The organism is Bacillus sp. FSL K6-1338, assembly GCF_038006965.1.
GTDB classification, from domain to species: domain Bacteria; phylum Bacillota; class Bacilli; order Bacillales; family Bacillaceae_G; genus Bacillus_A; species Bacillus_A thuringiensis_S.
This window is the reverse complement of the sequence record NZ_JBBOWI010000001.1, coordinates 2,635,313-2,656,822: the sequence shown is the minus strand read 5'-3', so window position 1 is coordinate 2,656,822 and position 21,510 is coordinate 2,635,313. Positions and strand designations below refer to the sequence as shown.

Sequence of the window (21,510 nt, the reverse complement as noted above, 5' to 3'; positions counted from 1 at the left end):
CAACTGCCCGTAAAAGCCCGATTGGTTCAACTAATAATCAGTGGGGATAATAAAACCCCCACTGATTAAAGTTTCACTTTATTTCAATATCCTGGTGGGGAATACTGGAGTTTGCCAGCTGGAGCAATTGAACTTGGGGAAACTCCAGAAGAAGCAGTAGTTAGGGAAGTTTGGGAAGAAACAGGATTGAAAGTACAAGTAAAAAAACAAAAAGGAGTATTTGGAGGAGAAAAGTACCGCCATACATATCCGAATGGTGATGAAGTAGAATATATTATTGTTGTGTTTGAGTGTGAAGTTAGCGGTGGCGAGTTGAAATCGATAGATGGTGAATCGTTAAAACTAAAATATTTCCCTTTATCTGAAAAGCCCCTTTTAGCATTGCCATACCTAGATAAAATATTTTTATAAATGTAAAATAGCACACCGTATTTATTGCAGGTGTGCTATTTATATAACCCCGTCGTATACATTTCCGTCAATGTATGTACTATCTCTTCTAACTCTAATTTTTTATCATTTTTCACAATCGCCCAAAGAAACATCTCATTCATTGCGAACCAAGCACGTGCTACAATTTCTTTATTTAATTCAGGCTGTGCTAATCCACTTTCTTGAGAGTATGTAATATCCTGCGTAATATTGTTTATGAAGCGTTCCCGTATCTCGTCCCATTTTTTACGTATCTCTTTTGATAATCCGATTGCTTCTTCTACAACTTGTAAAATAGCTCGTTCTTTCTTTGCTAGTTGGAGAAATGCTCTAACTTGATTTCGAATCATTTTATGAGCTTCTTCCTTCGTTTGAGGCAAAAAGGAGCGCTTGGCAATATTATGAAATTGATTCATAACATCTTCCATTAAACTAATTAGGAGATCGTCTTTGTTTTTGAAGTATACATATGCTGTTCCGTAACCGGTTTCTGCATGTTTAATAATTTGTGTAATTGTCGTTTTTTGAAATCCGTTACGTATAAAAATAGTGTAACCAGAGTGTAGTAGTTTCTTCTTCGTTTCTAAGGAGCGGTGTTTTCTTGATGAAAGAGTAGAGTTTTTCAAAGAATCACCTCTTTATACTGAAATGTCTGAAAATATAACTGTATTGTAAAAGAAGTTCATATATAAAGTCAACTGACATAATATCATTGACGTTATATCAATTAAGGTGCTATATTTCAATTAGTTAGAATAAAAAGAAAATTAAGAGAAGGTGACACCATGTATAAAGAACCATTTCAACCAACTTATGAGTATGCGCTTGAATGTGATAAACATGATGAACTGAAAGATTTTCAAACTGAATTCTATAAAAAAGAAGGTACTATATATTTAGATGGAAACTCATTAGGGCTACTTTCAAAAAGAGCAGAGAAATCATTACTTACGTTGCTAGATTCGTGGAAAGAATATGGAATTGACGGCTGGACTGAAGGTGAGCACCCGTGGTTCTTCCTTTCAGAGAAATTAGGTAAACTTACAGCCCCTCTTATTGGAGCTTTACCGGAGGAAACTATTGTAACCGGTTCTACGACTACAAATATACACCAAGTTATTGCGACGTTTTATGAACCGAAAGGAATACGTACAAAAATACTTGCGGATGAATTAACTTTCCCGTCAGATATTTATGCACTTCAAAGTCAAATACGTTTAAAAGGATTAGACCCAGATGAGCATCTAGTAAGAGTGAAAAGCCGAGATGGTAGAACACTTTCTGAAGAAGATATTATTCATGCGATGGAAGATGATATCGCTTTAATTTTATTACCTTCTGTTTTATATAGAAGTGGTCAAATTCTTGATATGAAACGTTTAACAACGGAAGCACATAAACGAGACATTCATATCGGATTTGATTTATGTCATTCAATAGGATCTATTCCGCATCATTTCAAAGATTGGGATGTTGATTTTGCTGTTTGGTGCAATTATAAATATTTAAATGCAGGACCGGGTGGTGTTGCAGGACTTTATGTAAATAATAAACATTTTAATAGACTGCCAGGGTTGTCTGGATGGTTTAGTTCTAAAAAAGATAAGCAGTTTGATATGGAGCATACATTAACAGCCGCTGATCATGCAGGTGCTTATCAAATTGGTACACCTCACGTATTAAGTATAGCACCATTAATTGGTTCTCTTGAAATTTTCAAAGATGCTGGTATTGAACGTTTACGTGAGAAGTCTTTACATATTACGAGATACATGCTGAATTTAATTGATCATGAATTAAAAGATTTCGGATTTACAATTGGAAATCCGTTAGAGGATGAAAGTCGAGGCGGGCACATTTATTTAGAGCATGCAGAAGCAGCACGTATATGTAAAGCGCTAAAGGCAAATGGAGTAATTCCAGATTTTAGAGCGCCAAATGGAGTGAGACTTGCGCCGGTCGCTTTATATAACACATACGAAGAAGTGTGGAAATCTGTACAAATATTAAAGGGAATTATGAAAGAAGAAAAGTATAAGCAGTTTGAAAATAAGCGAGAGGTTGTGGCATAAGTATGAAAACATCAGAGTGGATTGATATTTCACAACCGCTAAATAATAATATTGCAACGTGGCCAGGAGACACACCGTTCTCGTATGAAGTTTCATGGTCAAAAGAAGAAAGTGGCTCGGTAAATGTCGGAAAGTTAACGATGAGTATTCATACAGGCACTCATATTGATGCACCATTTCATTTTGATAATGATGGAAAGAAAGTATTGGATTTAGATGTTCAAGTTTATGTTGGCCCAGCACGGATTATTGACGTTTCTAATCTTGAAAGCATCGGGAAAAAGGAATTAGAAAACTTTCATTTAGAAGGTGTAGAACGATTATTATTACGTACATCTTCACATGGAAAAAATGAAGAATTTCCAGATGTGATCCCTCATTTACGTGCAGACATAGCACCTTTTCTATCAGAGAAAGGTATTCGTTTAATCGGAGTAGATGTACCATCAGTTGATCCGTTAGATGATAAAGAATTAGCAGCGCATCATCAATTATTTAAACATGGAATTCATATTTTAGAAAATGTCGTATTAGATCATGTAGCAGACGGTGATTATGAACTTATTGCATTACCACTTGCATTAACTGATGCAGATGGAAGTCCAGTTCGAGCCGTTATTAGACCAATATAAGTAGAATTATATAAAAGGGGCGTTTGGCTAATATGAAAGAAAATGAAAAAGTAATTATGGAAAAAGGGATTCATACGGATTTTAAAGAGAATATGACGTATGGGGAGTATTTACAATTAGATAGTTTACTATCTTCTCAAAAAAGATTATCGGACCATCATGATGAAATGTTATTTATCGTTATCCACCAAGCAAGTGAGCTTTGGATGAAGCTCATTTTACATGAGCTAAATGCGGCGATTGAATCTATTAAACAAGATAAATTACAACCAGCTTTTAAAATGTTAGCACGTGTATCGAAAATTCAGTCTCAAATTATTCAATCTTGGGATATTCTTGCGACATTAACACCATCAGAATATATTGAGTTTCGTGATTCACTCGGTCAAGCTTCAGGTTTTCAATCGTATCAATATCGTATGATTGAGTATGCACTTGGCTATAAAACGCCGCACGCATTAAAAATTTATGAAAAGGATCCAGAATTACATGCACGACTTCATAAAGCGCTACATGCACCAAGTCTATATGATGTCGCGATTCAAGCATTAGTAAAAGAAGGATTCCCTATTCATAAAGATGTGTTAAACCGTGATATTACGCAGCCTTATGAAGAAGATGCAACAGTAGAAGCGGCGTGGTTAGAAGTGTATGTGGATGTGAAAAAATATTGGAATTTATATCAGCTTGCTGAAAAATTGATTGATATTGAAGACTGGCTACAACAATGGCGTTTCCGTCATATGAAAACAGTAGAAAGAATTATTGGACATAAAATGGGAACAGGTGGATCCTCCGGTGTTTCTTATTTAAAACGAGTACTTGATCAAAGATTCTTCCCAGAGCTTTGGAATGTTCGTACGAAATTATAAAAATAAACCTGTCAGTTCATTATGGCTGACAGGTTTATTTTTATTTGAGCACAATTATGTTTAAAATGAAGTAACAAGATATAATAAATGGAGTAACTATTTAAATGGAGGTAAAGTTTTTGGATTTCAAGCAACTAGAAAATAAATTCGAAAAGAAAAAAGTGAATACATTTCTTGTTTATCAAAAAGGGGAATTAACAACTGAGTATTATAAAACACCTGAATGTGCAAATAACTTATATAAAATAAATTCGATTACAAAAAGTATCGTATCTTTATTAATTGGTATTGCAATTGATAAGGGCTATATAAATGATATACATACACCGATTACAGAGTGGATTGAAAATGTACCTGGGGAAAAACATGATTTGACGCTTTATCACTTATTAACAATGACTACTGGTGAGGATTGGAAAGAGTTTGGGAATGGAGTAGTATTCCCAAATGACTTTGTAGAATCAGAGAACTGGGTACAGTACATATTAGAAAAGCCAATAATTGAAAAACCTGCTACAAAAATGAATTATAATTCAGGTTCTTCTCATTTACTGAGCTATATTATTCAAGAAGCTACTCGAATGTCGACAGAGCGGTTTGCAAAGAAATATTTATTTGATCCATTAGAAATTAACGAATACGAATGGCAACAAGATCCGCAGGGTATATATGTTGGCGGCTTCGGTATGAAAATGAAATCTACAGATTTATTAAAATTAGGAAAATTATGTTTACAAAATGGATATTGGAATGGGAAAGAAATTGTATCAGCACAATGGTTAGAAGAGTCAAGCAGGGCGCAATTTGAAACATATGAACATGTCGGCGCATATGGATATCACTGGTGGGTATTACATAACGAAAGATTTCACATACCGTATTGTATATATTTCGCTATGGGATATGGCGGACAATACATCGTTATCATTCCTCAGTTAGAAGTAGTAGCTATTATAAGTAGTCATATGCCAAAGCGTGGGCTCGTTCCATTAAAATTATTTATTGAGCATGTACAGGGAAATTCTAATTATTTATAAGAAAAGGAGGGAATGTATGAGGGGTGAAAAAACTTTATCTTTATTTAGATTATGTTTAAGTCTTCTAGCATGTAGCGCCATTATTACGCAATTCATAATCAGGGCACAAGTGAAACCGTTCAATCCAGTTAACTTTTTTAGTTTCTTTACGATCGAAAGTAACATTTTAGTTGCATGTATTCTCCTTTTAAGCAGTATCGGAACAGCTACATTTGGTCGATCAGAGCAGTTTGGTATACTTCGTGGTGCGGCAACGGTATATATACTTACGACAGGACTAATTTATTTTTTACTATTAAGAGGATTAGAAGAATCACTTCAAACTGCAATACCATGGGTAAATACGGTGCTGCATTATATCATGCCAATTACCATGCTTTTAGATTGGATTTTAAATCCACCAAATAAGAAAATCACCTGGAAAAAAGCTGCAAGTTGGCTCTTATTCCCGTTTTTTTACGTTGTATATAGCTTATTACGTGGTCCAATCGTAAATTGGTATCCATATCCTTTTTTAGATCCGAGAATAGGAGGATATGGTAGAGTCCTTTTATATAGTATAGGGATAGCTGTTGTAATTGGCGCTATTTGTATATTGGTAAGATTTTTAGGGAATCGAAATTTTAGGAAAGAATTTTAGAAATGCAAGAACCCCCACTGTTTCTGTTTTTAACAGTGGGGGTTCACTTTATCTACTCGTCTTCTGAAACGACAACTTTATAAATTTCTCCGTCTTCGTTTCAAATTCTACATCAACAAAAACACCATATTCTTTTCCATCTTCACGTAACCACAATTTAAATTTTTCAACAGTTATTTGAACTGTTTTGGGTTTTCTACCTATATGTAGATAATCAATAATTTCTGCTTTTGGGTATTGTTCTTTCGTCTTTTCTACGGCAAGTTTACCCCATTTGGCATACGGCGGCTGCGCATGAACAATTGATGAGCCTGTATATATATTTGAACATGTTGTTAGGAACAGAATGACGAGTGCGACACGTTTTAACGATTTTTTCATGATGAACTCCTTTTATCCTTTTTTTATATTGTTTACATATTTTTTCAACGATATTAGTTTGGATTTTTTTGTCTTCTTTACATAAAAGCGAGGCTTTTACAAAACATAACCAAGAAATCATTTCTGTAATTAAGGAGGGAAAAGTATGCGCCAAAAAGCTATTTTTAAAATAGCAGTTTTACTTGCGTTCATAGGACTGTCTTTAATGGTCAGTAGTATACAACTAAAGAATGTAGAAGCTTTTTCTAATCAAGTCATTCAAAGAGGAGCATCTGGCGAAGATGTTATTGAACTGCAATCTCGTTTGAAATATAACGGATTTTATACGGGAAAAGTGGATGGTGTTTTCGGATGGGGTACATATTGGGCACTTCGGAATTTTCAAGAGAAATTCGGATTACCCGTTGATGGTTTAGCTGGAGCTAAAACGAAGCAAATGCTCGTGAAGGCAACGAAGTATGACAAGTCCACTGCCAATAAAGGAAATAGTGGTAGTACTGCACAAAAAAATAAACCATCTCAAAATAAAGGGACAAATGTTCCGAATGGTTATTCGCAAAATGACATTCAACTCATGGCAAACGCAGTATACGGGGAATCACGTGGTGAACCGTATTTAGGACAAGTTGCAGTAGCTGCTGTTATTTTAAATCGTGTTACAAGTGCATCATTTCCAAATACCGTTTCAGGAGTAATATTTGAGCCAAGAGCCTTTACGGCAGTTGCGGATGGGCAAATATATTTAACGCCAAATGAAACAGCGAAAAAAGCTGTATTAGATGCGATTAATGGATGGGATCCAACAGGAAATGCTTTATATTATTTCAATCCAGATACTGCGACTAGTAAATGGATTTGGACTCGTCCACAAATTAAAAAAATCGGTAAACATATTTTCTGTAAATAGAGCGGAGGTGGGACAATGTTACGAGGTATTATCATTGTATTATTAACAGTCGGTGTAGTAGGAACAGGATACTGGGGCTATAAAGAGCACCAAGAGAAAAATGCGGTTTTAATTAGAGCGGAAAATAGCTATCAACGTGCATTCCATGATTTAGCATACGAAGTCGATTTATTACACGATAAAATTGGCACAACACTTGCGATGAATTCACGATCATCTTTATCACCTGCATTAGCGGATGTATGGCGTTTAACATCTGAAGCTCGCTCAGATGTAGGGCAACTTCCTTTAACATTAATGCCATTTAATAAAACGGAAGAATTTTTAGCGAATATCGGTGATTTTAGTTACCGTGCAGCCATTCGTGATTTAGAAAAAGAGCCTTTAAATGAGCAAGAATATAAAACGTTGCAAACTTTATATTCAAATGCAGGAAATATACAAGATGAACTAAGAAAAGTACAACATCTTGTTTTGAAAAATAATTTACGCTGGATGGATGTAGAAATGGCACTTGCATCAAATCGCGATCCAGCAGATAACACAATTATTGATGGATTGAAAACTGTAGAGAAAAACGTAACATCATATTCTTCTACAAACTTCGGACCGACCTTTACAAGTGCGCAAAAAAATAAAAAAGGCGGATTTGAAGCGCAAGGAAAGGCAATTTCTAAAGATGAAGCGGCGAAAATTGCAAAATCGTTTTTGAATTTAAAAGGAAATGAAAAAGTAGATGTTGAGAAAAGCGGAAAAGGTGCGAAAGAATCTTTCTATAGTGTGAAAATTAAAGATGAAGCAACGAACAATGAGTTTTATATGGATATTACGGGAAAAGGCGGATATCCAATTTGGGTTATGAATAACCGCGAAATTAAAGAACAGAAAGTTAGTTTAAACGATGCAGGTAGTAAAGGTTTGAAATTTTTAAAGGACCATAAGTTTAATAATATGGAGCTTTATGATAGCTCTCAATATGATAATGTTGGTGTGTTTACGTATGTAGTAAATGAAAATGGAGTACGAATTTATCCAGAAGCAATCCAAATGAAAATTGCTTTAGATGACGGTTCTATCGTAGGGTTCTCCGCAAAAGAATATTTAGCGTCGCATCAAAAACGAACAGTTCCATCGGCAAAGTTAACTGTAGCAGAAGCAAGAAAGAAAATCAATCCGGATGTGAAAGTAATGGAAGAACGTAAAGCTGTAGTAGTCAATGATTTGCATAATGAAGTACTTTGCTATGAATTTGTAGGTACTTTAGGAAAAGATACGTACCAAATATTCATTAATGCTAATAGTGGGGCCGAAGAAAAGGTAAAGAAAATGCAAGCTGTTGAAAAAATTTATGATTAAACCTTAATAGTGAAGTGGTGAAAATAATGAAAACTCTAATATATATATTGATGCTTTGCTTCGTTATAACTGGATGCAGTATTGGAAAAAAAGACAATCCAAACGAAAAGCCGGAACAAAAAAATGTCTCAATGAAAAATGTTAATTATACGAATAAATCAAATAAGCCAAATGAAAAAGCAGCAGATCATTTAGCATCTTTAGCTGCAAGTGTGCCAGGTGTGAATGATGCGACAGCCGTAGTAGTCGGCAAATATGCAATTGTAGGTATAGACGTAAAAGCAAAACTTGATCGAACTCGAGTTGAATCAATTAAATACTCTGTTGCAGAAAGTTTAAAAAATGATCCTGATGGTGCTAATGCAGTCGTTGTAGCAGATGTTGATACGTATGAACGCCTCAAACAAATTGGAAAGCAAATTAAAAAAGGAAAAACAGGTGAAGGTATACTAGATGAATTAGCGGCTATTGTGGGCCGAGTAATGCCACAAGTTCCAAATGATATGATTGAAAATAGAGAAACGAATCCAATTAAAGATAATGATAAACAATTACCAAAAGATGAAAAACAAGAGCTAAGAAAAGAACAGGATGATCAATCAAATAATCATTTGAATAAATGAAATTAGCCTCGTACTTAATTGTACGAGGTTTTTGAATATAATATTAAATATTCAGTTTATTTTTAAGGGAATATATGGTTTAATTATGATGGGAGGGACAACTGTTATGATGAAAAAAAGCGCATGTATATTGTTTAGTTTTTGCTTAGGTTTCAGTATGACAGCGTGTGAACAGAGAAAAGAAGTGAAAAATCAAACAGCAACTTCTTCTACTGTGATGGAAAGGCAACAGAAAGCGTCTATCAATATAAACCATTTCTCGAACATAAATGAAGGAATGACTTATACAGAAGTAAAAGATTTAATTGGTTGTGAAGGGGATTTACTTATAGAAGAAGGGGTAGAGCATTCTACACAAATTAAACAAATTTTTGCTTGGAAAGGAAACGATCCAAATTCATTTGTTGAAATTACCTTTTTAGATGGAAGAGTGCATTCAAAAGTACAGCAAGGTATAAGTTAATAAGCAAAAAATGGGAGAGTTTAGCATGAACATACACACAGGGGAAATTCAATTAGTTCCGTATAAGGAGAAATATAAAGAAGTTATACAAACATTTACTTTACCAAGTGAACAAGTTCAGTTTACATCAGATCCAAGCGCATTACTGGAGAAAGCAAAAAGTGATCGTACAAAAAATGTGATTGTTATTTTAGATTACAATGGGGTACCGGTTGGTCTTTTCGCATTGCAAACGGGAGATAGAGTAAAGGAGTTTACGGATAATGAGGATGCTTTACTTTTAACATCATTTTCTATTAATCACAATAGACAAAGAAAGGGATACGCTAAAAAGTCATTGTTATTATTAGAAGAGTTTGTAAAACGTTATTTTCCAATAAAAAATGAAGTTGTACTTGCTGTGAATGAAAGAAATATTCCTGCACAAAATTTATATGCAAAAGTCGGCTTCAAAGATAAAGGTTTTAGAAGAATGGGACCAATTGGCCAACAAATAATAATGCATTTACCTATAATGAAATAATGAGATAGAAAACTTACTCTTGAATATTCATGTAGTAGGTTTTTTTATTTTAACAATATATAATATATGTATATAAAATGAAACAGAAATGAAGGATATAAAAAATGAATCAAGATAGACAATGGAATATTGTTGGGGGAAGAGTGATTAAAACTGGGATTGCAGTTTTTCTTACAGTGTTAGTTTGTAATTTTTTTAACATCCCAACTATTTTTGCTGTAATAACAGCAATTGTTACAATTGAACCAACTGCAACAGACTCAATAAAAAAAGGGCTTATTCGCTTTCCGGCCTCAACAATTGGATCGGCATATGCCATGACTTTCACATTTTTCCTAGGCCATCAAGCAATTTCTTATGCATTAGCTGCGATGTTTACGATTGTTACATGTCAAAAACTAAGGTTACATGCGGGAACATTAGTCGCGACTTTAACTGCTGTAGCTATGATTCCAATTACGGCAGATCATTATTTTACTGCATTTTTAATTCGTTTAGCTACTACATCTACTGGTATTATAGTATCTACTTTAGTGAATTTTTTCATTTTCCCACCACACTACACGAAAACGATTTTTGGATGTACAGAGGATCTATTTGCTAAAACAGCAAATATTATGGAAGAATGGATTACTGCATTACTTGCAGGAAAAGGTATGAAAAAGGAGACAGCTCAGGATCTATCTAAATTGACTTTATTATTGCATAAGGCGATACAATTTGTTCAATATGAGCAGAAAGATTGGAAATATCATCACCATACAAAGAAGGAAATGAGAAGCTTTTTACTTGTACAAAAGCAATTGCATTTATTACAGCAAATCATTTACCATATAGATAATTTAGCTCGAGTGTCAATTGAGACCTGTGACTGGTCACAAAGTGAAAGGGAAATATTACAACAAACAACTTATTCTATAATTGCTATATTGAGAAACCGTTGTAATGAAATTGATGAGGAACATTTTAAACTTATTGCTGAATTAGACAAGCAATTTTGGAGTTATAAAAATGATTTAAAAGATTATAAACCAGATCATTATCATCACCATTTCTCAAGTGAATCTATTATTTTATTTGAGGTATTATCTATTCATGATATGTTAGAAGAATTAAAACAAATATCCGAGAAATATGAGTGGGAAAATCAATTCAGTTGATAAATTCATTTTATTGTGGGGGAATAATATGACAATTTATGTTGCACTACTAAGAGGAATCAATGTCGGTGGACATAAAGTAATCAAAATGGCTGATTTAAAACGATTGTTTGAATCAATAGAATTAAAACATGTGAAAACATATATACAAAGTGGTAATATCGTGTTCGAATCTGAGGAAGGTATAAACTTTCTAAAGGACCGAATACAATCTGAAATGAAAAATGAATTTGATTTCGATGTTCCAGTCATGCTAAGAACACATGATGAATTTATAAATATTATTAAACAATGTCCGTATGAAGTTCATTCATTGTTAGAAGGAGAAAGTGTTCATGTTGCTTTTTTAGCTAATGTACTTTCTGAAGAAGAGAGTAGTCAATTGCTTACATTTAAAAGTGAACTTGAAGATTGCTATATAGATGAGAAGGTTGCTTATTTGTTTTTCAAAAATAGCATTCGAAATTCTAAATTAATGAACCAGTTTCAGAAGTTACATACACCAGCTACAGTTAGGAATTGGCGGACTGTGAATAAATTAAAAGCAATTGTAGAGAGTATGTAAATATAAAAAGATGAGGTTTTCTACATGTAGAAAACCTCATCTTTTTACTTATATTGTTTTGCAACTATGAGTTCGACAATAGGATAAATAAAGAATGAAGAGCAAATTGCGATGAACAGAGGGAGGTTTTTAACGCCATCTAAATTAGCCCCCATAGAAAATCCTTCGGAGAAGATTAATAAAAGGAACATTATAACTACAAGCACAAAATACGCAATTTTAAAGCTTTTATATGTAATTTGTTGGCCCATTTCATCTTGACTTTCTTCTGATACACCGTGGGGATCTCCCCAAGTAATGTGATTAATTAAATTACTAAGTATTAACGAAATAGCAAAAATCGTACTACCCAAAATAGAACCTTCAGTGATGTATTTATATGTGCCATGTACTATTATTGCAATTAATGCTAAAACAATGATGATAAAAATAGTTTTTTTAGTATTCAATAAATAATTGCCCCCCTCGATTGTAAAAAACTCTTTACAAATATAAGTATAAAATTGGAAAAGTATCATGTCAAATACTTTTTACATAAAATATGTAAGTATGCAATATTTTGGTTTTATGATAAATAAAAAATTACAATACATTTGAATGTAAAAGAATGGGCTCGCATATATTTGGAAGGGATGTCAGATTAATTTAGGGGGTAGTTATGTCTATACTTTTAAAAGCTGGTGCAGATGCAGGAAACAACGGTTTGAAGTTAATGGTGAAAGGGCAAGACCCTATTTTTATTCCGAGTATTTATTCTTTATATATAGGTGAGCCTACAGGACTCTTAGATGAGGTAGATGTTTCATTATCTGAATTAGAAAACCACATTGATGTGACTATAAGTTCGCCATCGTTAATGCTAAATAATGTACGATACATCGTTGGAGAAAAAGTCATTCAAGATCAATTAAAAGGTACTGAGGTAGAGAAGAAATCGAATAAGTCAACGGATGAGTTAATGGTTATTACAATACTATCAGGTTTGGCGGTAAGCGCTATGCGTCAAAGTCCAACTTCTAGCCATATTAATATTCGTTATGATTTATCTGTCGCTCTTCCTATGCAGCTTATTACACAAGAAATAGCTGCTGAAAATGCAAAACGTTATATGGGAAATCATAAGGTTATTTTCCATTATCCGAACGGACGCGATGTGACAATTAATGTTTCAATTGAGTTTTGTAAATGCCTGCCTGAGGGCGCATCTGGGACGTGGGGCATTGTATACGATGAAGAAGGAAATGTTGTGAAACATAAAATAGAATGTGAGCCGAATCAAGTTTCTGAAATTGATTTTGTAGATAAGACTCTACTCTCTTTTGATATTGGTGCAGGGACGACAGAAGAAGTTGTTTCATTAGGGGTAAATTTCCGTCCGCAACTAAGTAAAGGTTTATCTTATGGTGTAAAAGAGACGTTATTACAAATTATCACGAGATGGAACCGAAAGTATCCAACTAAGACGATTGATAGTATTACAGAATTCAATCAAATTTATTTAAATGATAAGCATCCGAGAAATACCTTATTAGTTGAGGAATCACAGCCGGCACTATTAGGTTTAGCAGCTCGTGTTGCAACAGATATTATAAATAAAATTGATGATATGAAAGACGATCCATACGTGTTTATTTATGGCGGTGGTGCAGTAATTATTAAAAACAGTTTAAAAATGATTTTAAAGCAAAAAGGACGACTCAAAAATGTAATCTTTGTAGATAATCCGTTATTTACCAATGCACGAGGATTATTAGTCTATACTTGTTCGCCAAAATATAGAGAGCATAAGCAAAAAGAGTTAGGATTTACAAACTTAACGATAAGTTAGTTGGTGGAAGTATGCGATCTAGGCGATATAAACGTGGTGATCGAGTAAAAATCAATATTCATAAATCGGTATCACCTGAAATGCTTGCGTGGCTGAATAAACAATCAAATCCAACTAATTTCTTCTTTTTTGCTGCGCAGCAACTATTTAAACAAGTAGGAGATATTGACGTTTCTAAAGCTTTACCAAGCAGCCATGTTTTCTCATTATATGTGGAGCCTTCATCCTTATTAAAAGTTGAAGTAAACCCTTTTAAAAACATGACACTAGAAACAAATACATCCACCGAAAATGCAAAAAAAAAATTATGGGAATCTGTTGATCAATTAGATTGTCCATTTTTTTAAACATAGAAAAATATAAGAAGTCCCATCACTATACATACGAATACAGTGATGGGTTTTTGTTTGTAAATAGAAGGGGCACAATATAATTTGTGCCCCTTTTGTTAATTATTTGTTTGTCTAAATTTCAGATGTATGTTTAGAAACAGCAGTAATTATGTTTTCCCAGTCATCTGGATGGTTTTCATGGCCTGCCCCTTTAAGAGTTAATAGTACTGAGTTTGGAATTTCATCAATTAGTGCGAGGCCATGTTCGAATGGGAGTGCTGTATCATCTGTTCCGTGAATAACCAATGTAGGTGCTTGTATGGAGTGAAGTACACCTTCATATGCATCATCACCTTGAAGTAAAGCATGATTAAACATACTTAATAAATTATTTGCGCGTTCTATTTCTTGTTTTACTTGTGTATAAACTCTATTTTCATCAAATATTCGTTCTGATCCACATAATAGACGAGATCCTGAAACTAAATACTCTGCCACATCGTTTTTATTTGTCCAATCTATACTTGTGCCATTTACATGATGTGTTAAAATTCTTTCATCCATTGGAGGTAAATCGCGAGTATTGTCATCAGATCCTATTACACTAGTCGCTAGTAAAGTTAGCGTCAAAATTCTTTCGGGATGTTTTATAGCGGCAATTTGAGCAATCATACCACCTAATGACATACCAAATAGGTGAGCTTTATCAATATGATAAGCATCTAGTACTCCAATTGCATCTTCAGCCATATCTGTTACTGTATAATTGGAAGTTCTAGGTTCGTAGGCAACAGAGCGTCCAACATCACGGTTATCAAAGCGAATAACAAATTTCCCCGTACTAGCCAACAGCTCACAAAACTCTTCGTCCCAATAAACCATGGAACATGTAGCGCCCATAATTAATAAAATAGCAGGGTTCTTAGGGTTCCCAAAGCTTTCTGTACATATATCAATTCCGTTTATTTTAAATATCTTTTCACTCATATAGTTAGCCTCATTTCTTTTGAATTTAATTAATAAAACAGTTTTGGATGATTCTAAGATGTGTGTAAGATTCTTTTTGAAATTCATCCCGCTATTTGCCGGGCAGTAAGAGCCCGATTGGTGAGGAATGATTAAAGTTTTACTTTATAATGCTTTTTGCATAATTACCCCCAAAAATAAGTATATGGTAATTCAAGGCAAAAAATTTTGAGAAATAATTGTATGTTATTAAAATAAACAGCAAGGAGGAGAGGAAATGAAAGCAATTGTTATTGATCCATATGGCAGTGTTGAAGAATTGAAAGAAAGACAAGTTTTAAAATCGGTTGTTAAGAATAACGAAAAAGCTCAACAATAAATAATAGCCCATACTACACATTGTCATTTTCGGGTATTATTTATTGTTGGCTATTGTGTTATTACTTCTAACAAATACTGTTTCGTATTGTATCATGTAATTTCTCTAATCCAATTGCCATATCTTTCTCGTTTAACATTGAATAGCTAATTCTTAATTGGTTATCATTTGTTTCGTAGTTTAATAGACAAGCTGTTCCTGGTAAAAAAGAGACATCTACTTCATTTGCTTTTTGTAATAAGGTAAAGGGATCTATCGAATCAGGCAGTTTCACCCATAAATTAAAACCGCCATTTGGTATCTCAAAGTTTAGTCCTTTTAATGGCGATAGTATATCAATTGTTAAATCACGTCTCATTTGTAAAGCTGTACGTAATTTTTCTAAATGATTTTTCATACGTTCCGCACGTAAGAAAGGTAGAAGTGCCTTCTGTGTTAATAAAGGACTACCGATATCCATGGAACCTTTCACTGCATATAGCCATTCAAAAATAGGACCATCGGCAAAAAGTGCTGCGATACGGAGTCCTGGTGCTAACGTTTTACTAAATCCTTATATATATATCACGTGGCCATCCTTATCAAAACTTTTGATTGGTGGTGGGACTATAGCACCTTCAAAATATATTTCTCCGAAAGAATCATCTTCAATGATAAAAAATTGATATAGCTCCGCTAGTTCTATAAGTTCCATTCTTCGTTCTTTACTCATTACTGTACCTGTCGGGTTCTGGAAGGTGGGATTTGTATACAATAAAACAGGATTTTTACTTTGACAAATATCATCAATTAAGTCGGAGCGAACTCCATGATTATCAAGAGAAATAGGAATGATTTGAACACCTTTATTGATGAAAACGTCAAGCGCAGCACTGTAACATGGACTTTCTACTAATACGATATCTCCAGGTTTTAATAATGTTTGAGCAATTAAATCAATTCCTTGTTGTGCTCCGCTTGTAATTAATAATTGAGATGGGTCCGTCACTAATTTCTGGTGTTCATTTAAGTAATTTGCTATTTCAACTCGCAGTTCATAATCGCCTTGAACTGGCCCATAAGTTGCTAACAACATCGGATTTTTATCTAGCAATTTATGCATTTCGTCTGCCAAAAATGGATTTGGTAACAGACGAGGATACAGAATTGCTTGTGAAAAATCATAATATTTACGGTGCTTATTCATTGCATATTGAGAACGCATAACATTAATAGATCTTGATTGTTGCCATTTATACGGTATCGGTTTGAAATCTTTCTTTACACGTTTATATATGTAAGCACCTTTTCCTTGTTCGATGCGTATATACCCTTTCGTTTCTAACTGTTTATACGCTTTACGAACAGTTAATACATTGATTTGTAAATCTGTGGCCATACAACGTAAAGAAGGAAGGGATTCACCATGTGAAAGCATACCACTTTGTACTCTTTCAACAATTTGCATATATATTTGCTTGTAATACGGTATGTTTGATTCTTTACGCAATACAATCTTCATAGTTTCACCTATTTTTCTTTTTAATTTAATTAAAGCGAAAAATATATAGGGAATCAACTACAACTTGAAGTAACTGTTATATGTATTGATACACTGTTATACACCATACCCTCTATACTCATTTTAAGAGTAAAAAGGAGGAAGAAAAATGGTCATTTTTAATTACATTTTAGTATGTATTATTTTCGGGACAACATTTTTAACAATAAAAATTGGAATTGAAGCAGGGGCGCCACCGTTGTTTTCAGCAGGAATTCGATTCTTTTTAGCGGGCATAATCCTTATGATTATTTTTAAATTAAAGCGAAAAGAAATTATGCCACATATATTTTCAAAACGTATTATGTATGCTGGATTTTGTTTAACATTTATGACATTCGCAAGTTTATATTGGTCAGAACAATATATTTCTTCGGGATTAGCTGCTGTTCTTTCTGCTACGGGACCAATGATGATTTTATTAATACAAGCAAAGAGGAATAGGGAGAAATTACAAAAGGAGCAACTCGTTGCTTTAGTTATCGCACTAATAGGTGTTATATTTGTTTCTTTACCAGGAATGCATCAACAAGTAAGTTTCATATGGAGTATTGCTTGTATTGTTTTAGTTATAGGAGAGTTATTTTACGGAATAGGCTCTATTCGTTCGAAAGAAATACTTTCAGATTTATCAAATGTATCACCATTTCTTATTAACGGTATTCAAATGTTTTATGGAGGGATTTTACTACTAATCGCATCTATTATTGTAGAACAACCAAATGTAACTGTATTAACTTCATGGAGTGTACAATGGCCTATTTTATATCTCATATTTATCGGATCGATCGGTGGACACGGACTATATTACTGGCTCTTATCAAAAACAAATCCAGTATTTCCATCGACGTGGTTATATGTATCACCATTAATTGCAATAATTGTGGGATATATCATTTTAGGAGAACCTTTAAATCCTATAATGGGAATGGGGGCTTGTTTTATATTGATTGGTGTATTTTTAGCCAATCGTTCTACACTACGGACTTATTTCAAAAAAGGGCGGTTATTAGAGAAGGAGATGTAGTTTAATAAAGCAACAGCCCTGTATATTACAGGACTGATACAATAAAAAACACAGTTGGTTATTTTTCCAACTGTGTTTTTTATAATTAATTCACTTTTTTAATAAAACCTTTATAATGACGTTTTACAAGCTGGCTTTCTAACGTCTTCATAGTTTCTAGTGCTACACCGACAATGATAAGTAAGCTTGTACCACCAATTTGGGCAGAAGGTGGTAACGTAGCAATTTTCGTGAATACGAGCGGTAATATAGAAATTGCACCTAAGAAAATTGCACCGATAAATGTTAAACGGTATAAAATTTTAGTTACATATTGTTCAGTTGCTTTACCAGGACGAATACCAGGAACATATCCATTTTGCTTTTTCAAATTCTCAGCCATTTGTTCAGGATTTACTTGAATAAATGCGTAGAAGTATGTGAAAGCAACGATAAGACCGACATAAAGTGTCATTCCAATTGGATGTGCGAAATCAAGATTTGCAACTAACCATTTTGATATGCTTGAATCAGGGAAGAGCTGCGCAATTGTACGCGGCGTCATTAAAAATGCAGAAGCAAAGATAACTGGTATAACACCAGCACTATTTACTTTAAGAGGTAAATGAGTGTTTTTTGCTCCTTGATATTGATTGTTTCCTGAAACAGCTTTTGCATATTGTATCGGTATTTTACGTACAGCTTGTTGAATGTAAATAACGCCAACAACTATCGCTAAAATTACGAGTCCAATTAAAACAATTTTTATTATGTGCATGAATAGCTGATCGCCAGCATTTTGGAATTGTTGTAAATAAATTTGATTTGCAACATTTGGAATCGCGGCAACGAGACCTGCGAAGATAATCATCGAAATACCATTACCAACTCCGTTAGCGGTAATTTGTTCGCCTAACCAAAGTAAAAATGCAGTACCTGCAGTTAAAACTGTCGCAATAAATAAGTATGTAGTCCAGCTTTGATCTGTTATTAATTGTCCACCAGCTATATTATTAAAGCCATAAGACATTCCGATGGCCTGTATGAATGCGAGAATGATTGTAAAGTATCGAGTGAATTGAGCTGATTTCTTACGGCCCATTTCTCCTTGCTTTGCCCATTCCGAAAATTTAGGTATAACATCCATTTGAAGTAATTGTACTATGATAGAAGCTGTAATATATGGTGTAATACCTACAGCAAAGATTGAGAAGTGTTGCAGTGCTCCTCCACCAAATACGTTTAACATACCTAGAACGTTAGCTTGATCTTGTACTTTTAATACCTCTGCGTTAGTATGAGGAACTGGAATAAACGTGCCAATTCGAAAAACGATTAACATCGCTAGTGTAAAAAGGATTTTCCTTCTTATCTCAGCTACTCTCATGAAATTTGAAATCGTACGAAACATTATGTCGCCTCCTATATTTTTATCAGTAAAAAACTGATTATTATACCCTATGAAGTAACCACAAACCTCCTTCCGCACTAAATTCATTTGACAAATGGATTTTCATACACTTTGTAGTTTTCACGGATATAAAAATATAAGGTGTTATATAAGCGACCTATACACTTTTCGTAATCATTCAATACCCATAATATATCGAATAAATTCACAAATGTACATACATACGCATGAAAAATGAATAAATAGGGTCATTTTTTACATTTATTTAATGATAAATTGATAGGACATTATTATTCACGATTGTTATACATGTTATAAAAATAAAGGCAAGCCACTATGATTTATAGCTTATATTCATTCAAATGTGTCAGCTAATAGTGTCTCCCAATCTTTAAATGATAATTTATTAGTTATATGTTTTAGTGCATTAGGTACAACAATATGACAAATAAGTTCTAAGCTATTACCATCTGGATCAATAAAATAAACAGATGCATTACCTTGATGTGGACGGACAAAGGGTTCAATAGATTCATTACTTCCAAACGGAACGGTTTTAATTTGAAGTGAGTGTAACCAATGTAATGATTCTTTTAAATCCTCATATGAAACTCTAAATGCAATATGACGTAAAGAAGGATGATATTTTGTTTCGTATTCAGAGCCCGCCCATAATCCTAGCCAACTTTTCCCATCCTCAATCCAAAAGAATGCTGTTGACTCATCGCTCCAGGCTAACTTCAATCCTAGTTTTTCATAAAATTCGATAGATTGTTGTAAATTACTCACTGGTAAATGTGCTTCGTATATTCCTTTAATCAATTAAAATCCTCCACCTTTTTATTTCCTTACAATTAATATATCGATTTAAAAAGAATGTAAAATCAAATAAAAGTATGAAAGTACATACTACTTTAGTAGTAGTAATCAATTATATTACAATTGAAATTTATCCCCCGCTGATTAAAGGTTCACTTTATATGATTAGAGAATTCTTTTAATTTAAGAAGGAATAAATGTTAAAAAAAGCTAATTAAACAGTGTACGTATTTATAGGGGAGAAGATGTAAATGAAAGTTGTTATAAAAAAATTACCACCATTAGAAGTAGCGTATATAAGACGAACTGGTAGCTACTTTGAACCGCAAAATCACTGGGGAAAGTTACTGAACTGGTCAATTGAAAATAACCTTTATCCACCAGAGCAATCATTTATCGGAATATCATTAGATAATCCTGAACTCGTTGCAAGTCATAAGTGCCGGCATGATGCATGTGTTACGATTCCTGAAAACTTCGATAAAGAAAAGTATCATGATGTGCAATTTAAAAGATTAGATGGAGGTACATATGGTCTATACCAGTTCTATGGTGAACCTCATAAATTAAGTGAAGCGTATCAATACATGTATGCAGAGTGGCTACCAAATAGTGAGTATGATGCAGATTATGATAGAGATAATTTAGAGTTTTGCTTAAATAATGTTCCTGAGGATTTAGAAGGAAAGTTAAAGGTTGATTTATTTGTGGCTTTAAAATGAAATTGGAATAGTAGTGAAAGAAAATCTTTTTTCGAAGATAATATTTCTAGCGTAGGAATTTAAGTATGTAGGTTGCAATGAAAGGAGAATCCACATGGATACATTTGTAAATAACAAGTTTTATGAAACGAGATATCAATTAGTTGAGGAAATTAATTTGTTGAGTGATGCTCAATTTAATAGGAAACCAGATAAGGATAAATGGAGTATTGCACAAGTTTGTCATCATTTAGTTTTATTAGATGAAAGAGTGATAACAGTTATTTCCTCAGGGTTAAAAAAGTTAGATAGTACCCAAAATGAGCGTAAAGAAATTCACACTATTTTATTAGATAGAACGAAAAAGTTTATAGCTCCAGAAATGATTGAACCAAGTATAGAACCATTTGAAGTGGAGCAAATGCTCAATATGCTAAACGAATCAAGAAAAGAATTGATGCGTATTATAAACAGGGGAAACGATTGATTCATATTGATTCAGAAGAAAACAAAAATAGAATGAAATTAGTTGAAAGTAACCAATAAGCTTAAGAAAATATAAAACTATCCGATTTTCTGTATAAGTATAACCCCGTCTTAAATGAAGAGCGGGGTTATTTTTTTTGAAAGTGTTTTTATTTAGAAGGAAATAAATCAGCAACGAAATTCAAAAAATTAATCATCATAACATATTGTATATGCACGTTTTAATAAATTGAAATGATAATGAATGATATATCCTTATTTTGAAAGTACACTTCACACCCTTAAGGAAGGGGTATTCTGTCAGGAAACGATAAAATACAATTCTGTTAGGGGATGTATGCAATTTATTCTCTTTATTTTTGCAACAGAACCACCTTCA

Annotated in this window: 22 protein-coding genes and 3 pseudogenes; 18 read left to right on the top strand and 7 right to left on the bottom strand. The window is 33.4% G+C overall.

Going from position 1 to position 21,510, the window contains the following annotated elements:
* Positions 1-78 precede the first annotated feature (78 nt).
* Positions 79-411, top strand: a pseudogene (locus NZ044_RS13605) (NUDIX domain-containing protein); the annotation flags it as partial.
* Between the two features lie 35 nt (positions 412-446).
* Here NZ044_RS13605 and NZ044_RS13600 read toward each other — a convergent pair.
* The gene (locus NZ044_RS13600; protein WP_000798548.1) at positions 447-1,058 is read right to left on the bottom strand and encodes a TetR/AcrR family transcriptional regulator; all 612 of its coding nucleotides are present in this window, start codon (positions 1,056-1,058) and stop codon (positions 447-449) included.
* Positions 1,059-1,217: 159 nt separating this feature from the next.
* On the opposite strand from NZ044_RS13600, the gene kynU reads away from it, so the two are divergent.
* From kynU to NZ044_RS13575, 5 genes are all read left to right on the top strand, one after another.
* Positions 1,218-2,504 carry a kynureninase gene (gene kynU, locus NZ044_RS13595; protein WP_000276296.1) on the top strand — a complete coding sequence of 429 codons (1,287 nt, stop codon included), beginning with the start codon at positions 1,218-1,220 and terminating at the stop codon, positions 2,502-2,504.
* A 2-nt stretch (positions 2,505-2,506) separates the two neighbouring features.
* Positions 2,507-3,136, top strand: a complete 630-nt coding sequence (gene kynB, locus NZ044_RS13590; protein WP_000858071.1) for an arylformamidase — start codon at positions 2,507-2,509, stop codon at positions 3,134-3,136.
* Between the two features lie 32 nt (positions 3,137-3,168).
* On the top strand, positions 3,169-4,008 hold the full coding sequence (gene kynA / locus NZ044_RS13585; RefSeq protein WP_000661959.1) for a tryptophan 2,3-dioxygenase: 840 nt from the start codon (positions 3,169-3,171) through the stop codon (positions 4,006-4,008).
* Positions 4,009-4,127: 119 nt separating this feature from the next.
* Positions 4,128-5,045, top strand: a complete 918-nt coding sequence (locus NZ044_RS13580; protein WP_340949792.1) for a serine hydrolase domain-containing protein — start codon at positions 4,128-4,130, stop codon at positions 5,043-5,045.
* Positions 5,046-5,061: 16 nt separating this feature from the next.
* Positions 5,062-5,685, top strand: a complete 624-nt coding sequence (locus NZ044_RS13575; RefSeq protein WP_001213866.1) for a Pr6Pr family membrane protein — start codon at positions 5,062-5,064, stop codon at positions 5,683-5,685.
* A gap of 48 nt (positions 5,686-5,733) precedes the next feature.
* On the opposite strand, the gene NZ044_RS13570 is transcribed toward NZ044_RS13575, so the two are convergent.
* On the bottom strand, positions 5,734-6,066 hold the full coding sequence (locus tag NZ044_RS13570) for a DUF3889 domain-containing protein (protein ID WP_000749154.1): 333 nt from the start codon (positions 6,064-6,066) through the stop codon (positions 5,734-5,736).
* Positions 6,067-6,211: 145 nt separating this feature from the next.
* Between NZ044_RS13570 and sleB the strand changes: the two genes are divergently transcribed.
* The 7 genes from sleB (at position 6,212) to NZ044_RS13535 (ending at position 11,663) form a co-directional block, all read left to right on the top strand.
* Entirely contained in the window at positions 6,212-6,973 is a 762-nt protein-coding gene (gene sleB, locus NZ044_RS13565; RefSeq protein WP_001249046.1) for a spore cortex-lytic enzyme, read from the top strand.
* 15 nt (positions 6,974-6,988) lie between these two features.
* Entirely contained in the window at positions 6,989-8,329 is a 1,341-nt protein-coding gene (gene ypeB / locus NZ044_RS13560) for a germination protein YpeB (RefSeq protein ID WP_000943737.1), read from the top strand.
* A 26-nt stretch (positions 8,330-8,355) separates the two neighbouring features.
* Complete coding sequence (locus tag NZ044_RS13555) at positions 8,356-8,952, top strand: YhcN/YlaJ family sporulation lipoprotein (RefSeq protein WP_000854056.1); 597 nt, start codon at positions 8,356-8,358, stop codon at positions 8,950-8,952.
* A 106-nt stretch (positions 8,953-9,058) separates the two neighbouring features.
* Positions 9,059-9,415 (top strand): hypothetical protein, encoded by a 357-nt coding sequence (locus NZ044_RS13550; RefSeq protein ID WP_000976437.1) that lies wholly within the window; start codon positions 9,059-9,061, stop codon positions 9,413-9,415.
* Between the two features lie 10 nt (positions 9,416-9,425).
* Positions 9,426-9,938 carry a GNAT family N-acetyltransferase gene (locus NZ044_RS13545; RefSeq protein ID WP_118961769.1) on the top strand — a complete coding sequence of 171 codons (513 nt, stop codon included), beginning with the start codon at positions 9,426-9,428 and terminating at the stop codon, positions 9,936-9,938.
* Positions 9,939-10,042: 104 nt separating this feature from the next.
* On the top strand, positions 10,043-11,098 hold the full coding sequence (locus NZ044_RS13540) for an aromatic acid exporter family protein (protein WP_016077574.1): 1,056 nt from the start codon (positions 10,043-10,045) through the stop codon (positions 11,096-11,098).
* A gap of 28 nt (positions 11,099-11,126) precedes the next feature.
* Entirely contained in the window at positions 11,127-11,663 is a 537-nt protein-coding gene (locus NZ044_RS13535; RefSeq protein ID WP_000158574.1) for a DUF1697 domain-containing protein, read from the top strand.
* Positions 11,664-11,707: 44 nt separating this feature from the next.
* Here the strand turns inward: NZ044_RS13535 and NZ044_RS13530 are convergent, their stop codons facing one another.
* Positions 11,708-12,112: a hypothetical protein gene (locus NZ044_RS13530; RefSeq protein WP_001093136.1), complete on the bottom strand. Its 405-nt coding sequence runs from the start codon at positions 12,110-12,112 to the stop codon at positions 11,708-11,710.
* 209 nt (positions 12,113-12,321) lie between these two features.
* On the opposite strand from NZ044_RS13530, the gene NZ044_RS13525 reads away from it, so the two are divergent.
* Positions 12,322-13,491, top strand: a complete 1,170-nt coding sequence (locus NZ044_RS13525; protein WP_000025620.1) for a ParM/StbA family protein — start codon at positions 12,322-12,324, stop codon at positions 13,489-13,491.
* A gap of 11 nt (positions 13,492-13,502) precedes the next feature.
* Positions 13,503-13,838, top strand: a complete 336-nt coding sequence (locus NZ044_RS13520) for a hypothetical protein (protein WP_001257762.1) — start codon at positions 13,503-13,505, stop codon at positions 13,836-13,838.
* A gap of 117 nt (positions 13,839-13,955) precedes the next feature.
* Here the strand turns inward: NZ044_RS13520 and NZ044_RS13515 are convergent, their stop codons facing one another.
* Positions 13,956-14,810 (bottom strand): alpha/beta fold hydrolase, encoded by an 855-nt coding sequence (locus NZ044_RS13515; protein ID WP_001290768.1) that lies wholly within the window; start codon positions 14,808-14,810, stop codon positions 13,956-13,958.
* Positions 14,811-15,235: 425 nt separating this feature from the next.
* Positions 15,236-16,669: pseudogene (pdxR, locus tag NZ044_RS13510) on the bottom strand (MocR-like pyridoxine biosynthesis transcription factor PdxR).
* A gap of 148 nt (positions 16,670-16,817) precedes the next feature.
* Here pdxR and NZ044_RS13505 point away from each other — a divergent pair.
* Entirely contained in the window at positions 16,818-17,735 is a 918-nt protein-coding gene (locus NZ044_RS13505; protein ID WP_000234335.1) for a DMT family transporter, read from the top strand.
* A gap of 85 nt (positions 17,736-17,820) precedes the next feature.
* On the opposite strand, the gene secY is transcribed toward NZ044_RS13505, so the two are convergent.
* A complete protein-coding gene (secY, locus tag NZ044_RS13500; RefSeq protein WP_000490132.1) occupies positions 17,821-19,125 on the bottom strand; it encodes a preprotein translocase subunit SecY in 1,305 nt (434 codons plus the stop codon).
* A 354-nt stretch (positions 19,126-19,479) separates the two neighbouring features.
* Positions 19,480-19,947 carry a VOC family protein gene (locus NZ044_RS13495; protein ID WP_000589638.1) on the bottom strand — a complete coding sequence of 156 codons (468 nt, stop codon included), beginning with the start codon at positions 19,945-19,947 and terminating at the stop codon, positions 19,480-19,482.
* A gap of 248 nt (positions 19,948-20,195) precedes the next feature.
* On the opposite strand from NZ044_RS13495, the gene NZ044_RS13490 reads away from it, so the two are divergent.
* Positions 20,196-20,666 (top strand): AraC family transcriptional regulator, encoded by a 471-nt coding sequence (locus NZ044_RS13490; RefSeq protein ID WP_000869618.1) that lies wholly within the window; start codon positions 20,196-20,198, stop codon positions 20,664-20,666.
* 94 nt (positions 20,667-20,760) lie between these two features.
* Positions 20,761-21,129 (top strand): annotated as a pseudogene (locus tag NZ044_RS13485) (DinB family protein); the annotation flags it as partial.
* Positions 21,130-21,510: the final 381 nt, after the last annotated feature.

What these genes read in the sequence shown, in the direction of transcription:
- kynU (WP_000276296.1), top strand. Translation starts at nt 1,218, where the DNA reads ATGTATAAAGAACCATTTCAACCAACTTATGAGTATGCGCTTGAATGT.
- kynB (WP_000858071.1), top strand. Translation starts at nt 2,507, where the DNA reads ATGAAAACATCAGAGTGGATTGATATTTCACAACCGCTAAATAATAAT.
- kynA (WP_000661959.1), top strand. Translation starts at nt 3,169, where the DNA reads ATGAAAGAAAATGAAAAAGTAATTATGGAAAAAGGGATTCATACGGAT.
- NZ044_RS13575 (WP_001213866.1), top strand. Translation starts at nt 5,062, where the DNA reads ATGAGGGGTGAAAAAACTTTATCTTTATTTAGATTATGTTTAAGTCTT.
- NZ044_RS13570 (WP_000749154.1), bottom strand. Translation starts at nt 6,066, where the DNA reads ATGAAAAAATCGTTAAAACGTGTCGCACTCGTCATTCTGTTCCTAACA.
- sleB (WP_001249046.1), top strand. Translation starts at nt 6,212, where the DNA reads ATGCGCCAAAAAGCTATTTTTAAAATAGCAGTTTTACTTGCGTTCATA.
- ypeB (WP_000943737.1), top strand. Translation starts at nt 6,989, where the DNA reads ATGTTACGAGGTATTATCATTGTATTATTAACAGTCGGTGTAGTAGGA.
- NZ044_RS13555 (WP_000854056.1), top strand. Translation starts at nt 8,356, where the DNA reads ATGAAAACTCTAATATATATATTGATGCTTTGCTTCGTTATAACTGGA.
- NZ044_RS13550 (WP_000976437.1), top strand. Translation starts at nt 9,059, where the DNA reads ATGATGAAAAAAAGCGCATGTATATTGTTTAGTTTTTGCTTAGGTTTC.
- NZ044_RS13545 (WP_118961769.1), top strand. Translation starts at nt 9,426, where the DNA reads ATGGGAGAGTTTAGCATGAACATACACACAGGGGAAATTCAATTAGTT.
- NZ044_RS13540 (WP_016077574.1), top strand. Translation starts at nt 10,043, where the DNA reads ATGAATCAAGATAGACAATGGAATATTGTTGGGGGAAGAGTGATTAAA.
- NZ044_RS13535 (WP_000158574.1), top strand. Translation starts at nt 11,127, where the DNA reads ATGACAATTTATGTTGCACTACTAAGAGGAATCAATGTCGGTGGACAT.
- NZ044_RS13525 (WP_000025620.1), top strand. Translation starts at nt 12,322, where the DNA reads ATGTCTATACTTTTAAAAGCTGGTGCAGATGCAGGAAACAACGGTTTG.
- NZ044_RS13520 (WP_001257762.1), top strand. Translation starts at nt 13,503, where the DNA reads ATGCGATCTAGGCGATATAAACGTGGTGATCGAGTAAAAATCAATATT.
- NZ044_RS13515 (WP_001290768.1), bottom strand. Translation starts at nt 14,810, where the DNA reads ATGAGTGAAAAGATATTTAAAATAAACGGAATTGATATATGTACAGAA.
- NZ044_RS13505 (WP_000234335.1), top strand. Translation starts at nt 16,818, where the DNA reads ATGGTCATTTTTAATTACATTTTAGTATGTATTATTTTCGGGACAACA.
- secY (WP_000490132.1), bottom strand. Translation starts at nt 19,125, where the DNA reads ATGTTTCGTACGATTTCAAATTTCATGAGAGTAGCTGAGATAAGAAGG.
- NZ044_RS13490 (WP_000869618.1), top strand. Translation starts at nt 20,196, where the DNA reads ATGAAAGTTGTTATAAAAAAATTACCACCATTAGAAGTAGCGTATATA.